Source organism: Nostoc mirabile CHAB5784, from assembly GCF_020829645.1.
GTDB classification, from domain to species: Bacteria; Cyanobacteriota; Cyanobacteriia; order Cyanobacteriales; family Nostocaceae; genus Nostoc; species Nostoc mirabile.
Genome location: NZ_JAIVFS010000189.1, coordinates 1 through 8,552, shown reverse-complemented (window position 1 = coordinate 8,552; position 8,552 = coordinate 1). Strand labels below are relative to the sequence as shown.

The window sequence follows — 8,552 nt, the reverse complement described above, 5'->3', positions numbered from 1 at the left end:
CGGGATATGGCAACAATACATCCTTCTTATTAGAGTTAGAGAAGCGGGAATTAAAGTATTTAGGAGGATTAGCTAAAAACCGAAAAGTGACGGTTAGTCAAACAGATAATATTCAACAAGCAATTAGACTAGATGAGTTAGCACAGAGTTTACCCCAAGAGGCTTTTACAGAAATTCAACTAAACTTAGATAAACCTAAAACATTATGGGTAGTAACTAAAGAAGTAGAGATATCAAATCTAAATGGAAAGCGCAATATTGCTATCGTCATGAACGCTGCGACTTTCTCACAAGCTACTGATATTGACTATTTCATTACTAATATTTCCTCATCAATTGTCACACCACAGTGGATAGTTGACACTTACTCATCAAGAAATTGGGTAGAAGTTTTTTATAGGGAAGCCAAAGGATGGTTAGGGCTAAAAGAATATCAAGTCCGAGATAAAAGAAGTCTAACTCGACACTTTACCTTAGTTTTCTGTGCCTATACTTTTATTCTTTGGCATCAAATGACTGGTGGGTTAAGACGAAGGTGGGCTACCAAACCTTTAAACACTTTTACTGAAGCTTTGGAAGCCTTTAGAACAGCTATGTCTTTCCGATTTTTTGATTGGTTGACTCTCAATCGTGACCTGTTTGCTTCTTATAAAGCCAGTTTGGGCTATATTTGGGCTTGATTTTTGTTTAAGTCCCGTTAGGAAGAATCGCCTTAAATGACCGCCTACTCAGACTAGGACAGCAACGCTAGAGGTTATGCACTGGTTAAAATAGAAAGGAATTGACATTTAATCAAGTTTTTAATACCTCAATGATCTTGTCCACAAGTTCCATTGGCTTAATTGGCTTGGCAATAAAAAGTTGAAACCCTGCTTTTAAAATACGTTGCTCATTTTTGGCTTCAGCAAAAGCGGTGAGAGCGATCGCTGGAATTTGTCCCCCTTGCTCTATAGTGCGGGAGCGAACCTGATGAATTAAGGTAAAGCCATCCTCATCTGGCATACTGATATCACTAATCAGTAGAGCGGGCGAGCGCTGTTCTAAAACTGCCAATGCTTCTTTTACTGATGCTGCCACTAATACATCTGCCCCGGCGCTTTGGAGAACAGTCTGCATTAACATCCGAGCATCTGCATCGTCATCCACAACCAGAATGCACAAGTTCTGCAATTGGGTAATTTTCTGATTACCATGCAGCAATTCTCCTACTACTAGTTCCTCATTACTCAACTGCGTTGTCATTGTTACGATAGGTAGCCTCACCGTAAATGTAGAACCCTTGCCGAATCCCGCACTGGCTGCTGTGATATTGCCATTGTGGAGTTCTACAATTGTCAGAGCGATCGCAAGTCCTAACCCTAATCCACCAGCAGAACGAGTAGTGGAAGCATCACGCTGACTAAACCGTTCAAAGACGAATGGTATAAATCCTGCTTCTATGCCCCTGCCTCGATCGATAACAGTAATCTGAGCTTGAGACTCAACTTCTTCCAATCTGACCTCTACACTTTCATTCTTGGAACTAAACTTGATTGCATTTGAAAGCAAATTCCAAACCACCTGTTGTAAACGAATGGCATCACCTAAAACGTTGGACACAGCATCAAGATGTAACTTAATTTGAATGCCCTTTGTTTCGGCTGACAATCGAATAGTATCTGCTGCTGACCGAATTACACTTGCTAGGTCAACAGGTTCGATTTCCAAATTCATCTTGCCCTTCTGCATCCTAGCCAGATCCAACAAATCGTCAATTAAGCGAACTTGTAGACGGGCATTCCGCTCAATCGTTTCCAGTCCCTCAATTTTCAGTGCTTCATCCATCTCAGATTCAGTTAGCAATAGTTGCGCCCAGCCGTGGAGATTATGCATGGGAGTACGTAACTCATGAGACAAGACAGCGACGAATTCATCCTTTACTCGATTTATTTCTGCCAGTTCCTCAGTCTTTTGTCTGAGTTCTTCCTCTACACGCTTTTGTTCAGTGATATCAATGCCGATTAAAAATGCGGCTCTGTTCTGGTCATATTTTTGAGCCACAATTAAATAGCTACGATCTGCGCTTATGGATTTCAATTCATATAATGCTTCAGATTGATCTCCAGCAAAGAAATTTTGCACGAACTCACGAAACCCATTACCGTTAGCTAAGAAACCAATATCCTGACCAACAAAAGCTTCGGGAGACAAATTAAAACTATCAGCTAAGTGCTTGTTGACACCTAGATAGCATAAATCGGAACTGACCCAAGATACAATTCCAGGTACAGCCTCCAGTACAGTCTGCAACTGATCTCTAGCAGCTTGCAATTTTCTTTCTGCTTGGTTGCGCTGGGTAATATCTAGAAATACACTTACACACCCCCGCACTTTTCCATCTTCATCAAATAAAGGGGCAGCATACTGCGACAGGTTAATTCTTACACCATCATCACGAACCACCTCAATCTCAGAATCCAGTATTTCCACACCATGAGTGGTAGCATATTGCATAGCCAGTTCTTCTGGAGCTAGTTCTCTGCCATCCTGGTAAACTTTAAAGTTAGTTGGACGTTCATCATTAGGAGCGCTGAGAGAGGCATTTGCGTCAACAGGTATGCCCAGCAGTTTGGCAAGAGCCGGATTAGCTCGAATAGTTCGGCATTCTGGATCTTCTGCAATGCCAATACCAGTTGGAATCACCTCTAACAAAGTCTGTAGTTCTTTAACTCGTCGATTTAAAGCTTGGTTTAACTTGATAATTTTTGCTTCTGCTTGTTTGCGGTTCGTGACGTTTTGGAAGATTGCCAAGCCCGTCAGAATTTTGCTATTTTCATCTTTGACTGGAAAAGTTTGTACTAGATAAACTTGATTGTTATAAGGGATTTCAATACACATTGGGGTACCCTGTAAGGTACTACGATAAGCTGGTTCTATCAGTTCGTAAGTCTCAGGGAGAACAGTTTCGTGCAGCGTTTTACCTTGGAACTCCTCTTTTGGTAAACCAAAGATTTGCAGTTCTGTACCCTCAGCACCCATAAAGCGCATATCTCGATCAAAGAGAAAAACTACTCCATTGGGTAGATTTTGGGTTAATGTTCGGTATAGTTCTTCACCTTGACGAAGTGAACGCTGACTCTGTAATAAATCTTTTAGATTGATTTGGGCTTCTGTTTTATCAGTATCTGACTGCTGTTTACTTGACTGGAAGTTATCAGTTAGCGCACTGATTAATAGACCCTCGATAAGAAATAATACAAATTCCAAACTATTGAGAGTAGAAGATGGGTTTGTAAAAAAGTAATGACTAGCTAAAGCAGCCAAAAACACTGATGTCAATCCTGAAATGATACTACCGTACCAAGTACTTATAGCGATAGCAATTAGCCACAAGCTGAAAGAACTTGTAATTCCAGTTATATGCTCTAGTCCCAGCTTTACTAACAAGGTTACTCCCACACTGAAAAATGCAATCCTGTAGGGCAGGTATTTTTGTTTGATAAATAACATAGAGATGGGAGCAACGGGATGGGATTTTGTGAGTCCGGCTAAAAAACGAGCGATTGCCTTCTCTGTGAAACGCTACGCATAGCAAGATCGTATTCGCCCCTAGCGTCCCGTAGGGAAGGGCATCACGGGCGTAGCGATCGCTAAAAACCATCTTCAGTATAAAACAATATTTAATACATTTAAATACGTATTAATACATAATCTGATTTACTAGACCTTATGGTGACGTGCGCGAAAATTTTTATAAATCAGGACTTACACATCAAGTACGCAATGTAAGGCAATTCATGAATTGCTCCTACGGTAGATCAAAATCCATTCAGCCAAGTCAGCAAGAAGTACAATTCGTTTTGCAGCAGTTACGAGAAATACCTTGTACTCCACAGTTTCGGCTAAACGCAGAGATTCAACGTACAGTTAGGCGGTGTTGGCAGAATGTACCGGGTACGTAGACGCTTTTAGCGGCTTGTCGCAGACATCGCTTATTTGAAGGAAGCATTACGAACGTGGAAAGGGGTCAAGTCACCGGAGGCTGTGTTTGTGGCTGCTTGCAAAGAGGGGAGGAAGCTGACAGTAAGGCAGTACTGGCAAAGATTAGAGAGTTTAATCGTTTGTACTATGTTTCTAGCTCACGGGCTAGACAACGGATACTAGTTATCCGGTGATAATTGTGTATAGCAATCTCGACACACAATTGCGATTAATCATTCGTGAACAATGAGAACCCCGATTTTTAGCTAAATTGGGGTTCTGTGCCTTGTGGTTTTCACAAATCAAATAAGCTAATGAGCATTTAAGTTGCATGAAAGCAGGGCTTAAGCCCTTACTACAAGCGAATAAATCTGGAAAAATAAATGACGATTAGCTTATGATTGCTAGATTATTAAATCGAAATAGATAATGTCTTATTAAACGTTTGCTCACTTTAATAACTACTTACTAAGTATAGAAAGCCTGTCTTTTTTTTACAATATTTCGGCTAACAATCTGATTCTAGCAGCTTTTTAGTCTCATTTTTTTTTAAATTACAATCAAATTTATCTATATTTAGTAACCACTTAAATGATTTGTGTGAATAAAGTTATAGCCTAAGTTAGTGGCAAAAATGTAAAGCTTACGCTTTATTATACCGAGGTAAAAAACATTATTATTCCTAGTGGATGTGGTATAAGCAGTGATTACAAATTCAAGCGGAACCTTTCTAAAAGACGCTGTTGTTGAAAGATATAACATCTCTAAGTTGAATAAAACTCGCATTCGTTTCAAGATTCAGTTAAAGAAGACAACCAAGAGTAATGCTCCAAAATGGACAGATGTTCTCAAATATTCTCAAGATGAACAAGAATCTGACTTAGTGAAGGTTACAACCTCAGAAGTTGGTTTAAAGGGCATCAAAGTTTTCAAAGCTTTAGACGAAGCAGCAAACCAATTAAGGCAAGAAATTGCTTCAGTCCAAGAATGGATGAATTATGACAATGGTGATTGGATTTGTTCTATAGACTTAGCGCCCTTGGTCTGGAATCAACTAATCGGAATTCGAGATAATATTGCACCTGTTTTACGCACTCAACTGAAAGAAGAGTATGAAAAGGGGTACACAGACTATCAAGAACGTATTGACAAATTTCTTTCACTCAATGCTTGGCAGTTATCTGTAGAACAACAACAAGAAGTTAAGCAGAACTTAGCCAAAGCTTTTCCCTGTTTAGAGGAACTAGAGGACTATTTACAAGTAGTAATTGGTCGTCCTGTCATTATTCCCGCCATCAGTGAACAACTCTCAGAGAAACAAGCTGAATGCTTAGGGCAAATAACTCGGTTTATCGAACAGTATGACAGAAATTTAGAACAAACACTGAGGGAATCAGCGATCGCTCTCGGTGAACAACTAGCAGCCCAGTTGCTCGAAGATTTGAGTAATTGGGAACCAGGACGCAAGCCAGTCAACTTCAAGAAGAAGATGGAACGCCATTTCAAAAAAGTCCAAATGCTTTTGGCTAACGCCAGTTTTGAAGCAGGTAGCAGCCTTGAACAAATGATGACTCATCTAGAAAATGTTCTCGAAAACGCTTCTGTGGATGCCAAAAAGCTGGATTCACAAGGGCGTTCTCGGTTACAGGAAAAAATGGATGAAATTTGCTCCAAGCTTCTGGATGAACAACGCCATCTTCAACGATTAGCAAGTGATGAAGGCATGGGATTAACCAGAGCTACAGCGATGTCTCTCAAACTTCGTTAGAAAAAACAATCGAGAACGTATCTGTATCGTCCTTGATCGAAAGTGAGGTGTGGAGGAGCCACTGCGGTGGACGGGTTTCCCGGCATAAAAGAGCCAGCGCTGTGGGCGGGTTTCCCGACTTGTTCGCGCAGCGTCTCCCCTTGGGAGAGGCGACTGGCGTCAAGTGGCGTTGTAGAGGAAGACAATGCGCCCACACTTCCCAAGCTTGCTACGGAACTAAGAGGGGAAGGAACTTTTTGCTTCCTTGTCTATCACCACTGTTCGCATTAATTTACCAGTCCACAGTATTTAGAGGTAGGAAATGTCGCACTTTTCAACTGTCACCACAAAACTAACTAACCGTGAATGTTTAGTACAAGCTCTACAAGATTTGCAGCTTACTGTCCAAGTTTATGAAAAACCACAATCGCTGAGAGGTTATTACGACGACTCCCAGGGGAAAAGTGCTGAGATTGTTGTCCCTGGCCGTAGTTTAAGTGTCCGCGCAGATATCGGGTTTAGGTGGGATCAAGAGGCAGGGATGTATCAACTCATCCATGATGCCTATGAAACTGTACCCCGACTAGGAGAAAACTTCTTTTCGCACACCTTAATACAAGCTTACGGACAGAAGATGGTTCGCGCTAAAGCAGCCCAGTTACAAGAACATCTGGGAGAATGCACCATCACAGAACAAACCAATGGTCAGGTACATACTTTGCGTCTCGCATTTTCAGCACATCAGCAAACTCAACAAGTACGGAGGTAATTTATGGAACGGGCAATATTGATACATTTTGACACTGTTACAGGCGAAGTGAAAATAGAAGCCGAGGGATTTGAGGGATTGTCGTGCCTAGAAGCAACACAACCCTTTGAGGAAGCTTTGGGTGTGGTAGAGGGCGATCGCACTTACAAACCAGAATCTCAGCAACAGCTTCGTAGCATCATTACTCATCAACAACGACTGCACCAATAAACATTCGATGGGGGGACGAGGAAAATCCCCCTGCACAATTTTTCTATGAGCGAACTACCTGAAGATTATCCGATGCTCCATATTTATCCCTCAAAAGGAGCGCGGCAACCAGTAATTATCAAAGGAAATGCGGAGGGACTGTGCGCTTTAGTCAATGCCCTAATTTCCGCCATTGCTCATCCAAATTCTTCTGGAGTTGCTGAAGTGTTTAACGGCGATGCCGAAGTTTACGAAGTAGTCGTGCATCTTGTTACCACTCACGAAAAACTTTCTTCCGTACCCGATCAAAATTAGCAACAATGAAACTATCAAACCTGATAACCACCATTGATTCTCAAATACCCATCGTGGCAATAGATGTTCTTTCCCCCGAAGAAGCCACTATCATTCAGTGGTTAACTACTGAAGTGATGGACAAACTTAACAGTCCTGTGTACTTCTGGAATTTGGGAGTTTCCGGCTTGGAGCAATGTCTGATTGCTGACGACGGTGGACTGGTGTTCAAGTCAGTCGAAACTTATAAAAAGCCTCATAACATAGACCCTTTAATATATGTGTTCGAGTACATCAACAATTTCGGCGGTAATGGGGTTTTCATCCTGGGAGATGTTCACCCTTTTGTCGGTAAAAACTCCCTGCAATTGAGTTGGGAAGTTCTCACCAGAGTAAAAAACTTGTACCATCGCCTCAAACCGACTGAAAAGCGAATTGTGTTTTTAGGTCAAAACATTCAACTGCACGAATCCTTGCTGAGACTAATTCCTTGCTGTGAAGTTCCTTTGCCCAGCATTGAGCAAATTCAAGACCATTTGGAATCATATTTACTGTACTTGCAAGAATCTGCTGGTGAGCAAGAGGTAACTTTTACCGTATCTCTCACCATTGAAGATAAAGAAACCTTGGCAAGAGCAGCATTAGGGCTAACCTTGGAGGAAATTAGCGACTTTCTGCGGCTGACTGTTAAGGAGCGATTAACTTCTAAAGGTATAGTAATTGATACTACGGTCATCCCTTTGGTTGTCGAATACAAAACCCGCCTACTGGCTCAAATGGGTATTGAATTAGGTAAACCGGCGACCATACCGTTTGGAGGATTAGACCTGTTGCGGGATTGGTTGCAACGCCGCCGCCGATTATTTTCTCAAGAAGCGCGATCGCTCAATCTACCTCAGCCTAAAGGTGTGCTACTGGCAGGGCCACCAGGGACAGGTAAATCGATAGTAGCAAAGAACATTGCAACCATACTCAATCTTCCACTGCTGCAATTAGACATTGCCTCAATGCTTGGTAGCCTGGTAGGAGAATCTGAGGGTAATGTCCGCCGCGCACTCAAGACTGCTGAAGCTATTGCACCATGTATTTTGTGGATTGATGAGGTTGAGAAAGCACTTTCAGCTAATGGCGATACCTCTGGAGTCTCACAAAGGATTCTGGGAAATATCCTCACTTTCATGTCTGAATGTACGGCGGGGGTGTTTGTGGTGGCAACCTGTAATGACCCAACAGCGCTGCCTATTGAGTTCAAGAGGAAAGGGCGGTTTGATGAGAATTTCGTGCGACCCGTTGGTTGAAATGAGTAGAAATACTCAAGGATAACCGCCTGGTGTAAGAAGGGAGAAATCCCAACAGAACCATGACAACTTAGCATTCATGTCAGTGAGAGGAAGTATCCTAGAAATCTCAAGTCTGACCCCACAGGTGTAGTGGTGACAGCATCACCCCCAATATGAAGCATAGCATCAAATATCTAAAAAGGATAAAGTTTACTCACTTAATTTAATCCGATATGCTGATGATTTCGTAGTTTTCCATTCAGACATTAAAGTAGTTCAAAAATGCCAACAGATAATAGCTGAATGGTTAGAA

6 protein-coding genes and 1 pseudogene are annotated in these 8,552 nt (G+C 41.8%); 6 read left to right on the top strand and 1 reads right to left on the bottom strand.

From position 1 onward, the window contains the following. The coding region (locus tag LC653_RS43205) for a transposase (protein ID WP_229501411.1) at window positions 1-680 on the top strand (680 nt) is incomplete at its 5' end. A gap of 112 nt (window positions 681-792) precedes the next feature. Here the strand turns inward: LC653_RS43205 and LC653_RS43200 are convergent. Next, window positions 793-3,489, bottom strand: a complete 2,697-nt coding sequence (locus tag LC653_RS43200; RefSeq protein WP_267923431.1) for an ATP-binding protein — start codon at window positions 3,487-3,489, stop codon at window positions 793-795. A 1,174-nt stretch (window positions 3,490-4,663) separates the two neighbouring features. On the opposite strand from LC653_RS43200, the gene LC653_RS43195 reads away from it, so the two are divergent. The 5 genes and pseudogenes from LC653_RS43195 to LC653_RS43175 all read left to right on the top strand — a co-directional run. Continuing rightward, window positions 4,664-5,728 (top strand): hypothetical protein, encoded by a 1,065-nt coding sequence (locus tag LC653_RS43195; protein WP_229501409.1) that lies wholly within the window; start codon window positions 4,664-4,666, stop codon window positions 5,726-5,728. 301 nt (window positions 5,729-6,029) lie between these two features. After that, the gene (locus tag LC653_RS43190) at window positions 6,030-6,476 is read left to right on the top strand and encodes a DUF1257 domain-containing protein (RefSeq protein ID WP_229501408.1); all 447 of its coding nucleotides are present in this window, start codon (window positions 6,030-6,032) and stop codon (window positions 6,474-6,476) included. 3 nt (window positions 6,477-6,479) lie between these two features. After that, window positions 6,480-6,686: a DUF2997 domain-containing protein gene (locus tag LC653_RS43185; protein WP_094346896.1), complete on the top strand. Its 207-nt coding sequence runs from the start codon at window positions 6,480-6,482 to the stop codon at window positions 6,684-6,686. 45 nt (window positions 6,687-6,731) lie between these two features. Beyond that, window positions 6,732-6,980: a hypothetical protein gene (locus tag LC653_RS43180; protein WP_229501407.1), complete on the top strand. Its 249-nt coding sequence runs from the start codon at window positions 6,732-6,734 to the stop codon at window positions 6,978-6,980. 5 nt (window positions 6,981-6,985) lie between these two features. Then, window positions 6,986-8,239, top strand: a pseudogene (locus tag LC653_RS43175) (AAA family ATPase); the annotation flags it as partial. Window positions 8,240-8,552: the final 313 nt, after the last annotated feature.